This is a genomic window from Aeromicrobium phragmitis (assembly GCF_003674095.1).
GTDB classification, from domain to species: Bacteria; Actinomycetota; Actinomycetes; order Propionibacteriales; family Nocardioidaceae; genus Aeromicrobium; species Aeromicrobium phragmitis.
On the sequence record NZ_RDBF01000225.1, the window covers coordinates 1 to 336 of the forward strand.

General features: G+C 71.7%; 1 pseudogene. It reads right to left on the bottom strand.

What is annotated here, in order from left to right:
* Positions 1–263 (bottom strand): annotated as a pseudogene (locus tag D9V41_RS17085) (hypothetical protein); the annotation flags it as partial.
* Between the last annotated feature and the right edge of the window lie 73 nt (positions 264–336).

Consider the following 336-nt stretch of genomic DNA (forward strand, 5'->3'; position numbering starts at 1 on the left):
AGCATGACGACCGAGCTCGCTGCTCCGAGGAACGCTGCAACGCTGGACAGGAGCCACGAGCCGCGCCGGCCTCCGACGACGGCGGACACCGCACCGGTCCAGGCGAGCACCACCAGCAGCGCGGCGATGACATCGGCGGGCCGGTGCCAGCCGGCGACGACGGTGGACAGCCCGGTGAGACCGATCGCTGCCGCGCCGATGACGGCCATCAGCGGGCGCATGACCGCCGGCAGGACCAGCAGCAGCGCCGCCACAGCACTCACGACCACAGTGGTATGCCCGCTGGGCAGGCTGTTGTGCACGCCGAGGCCGAGATTCGGCCGATCGAGCACGTCC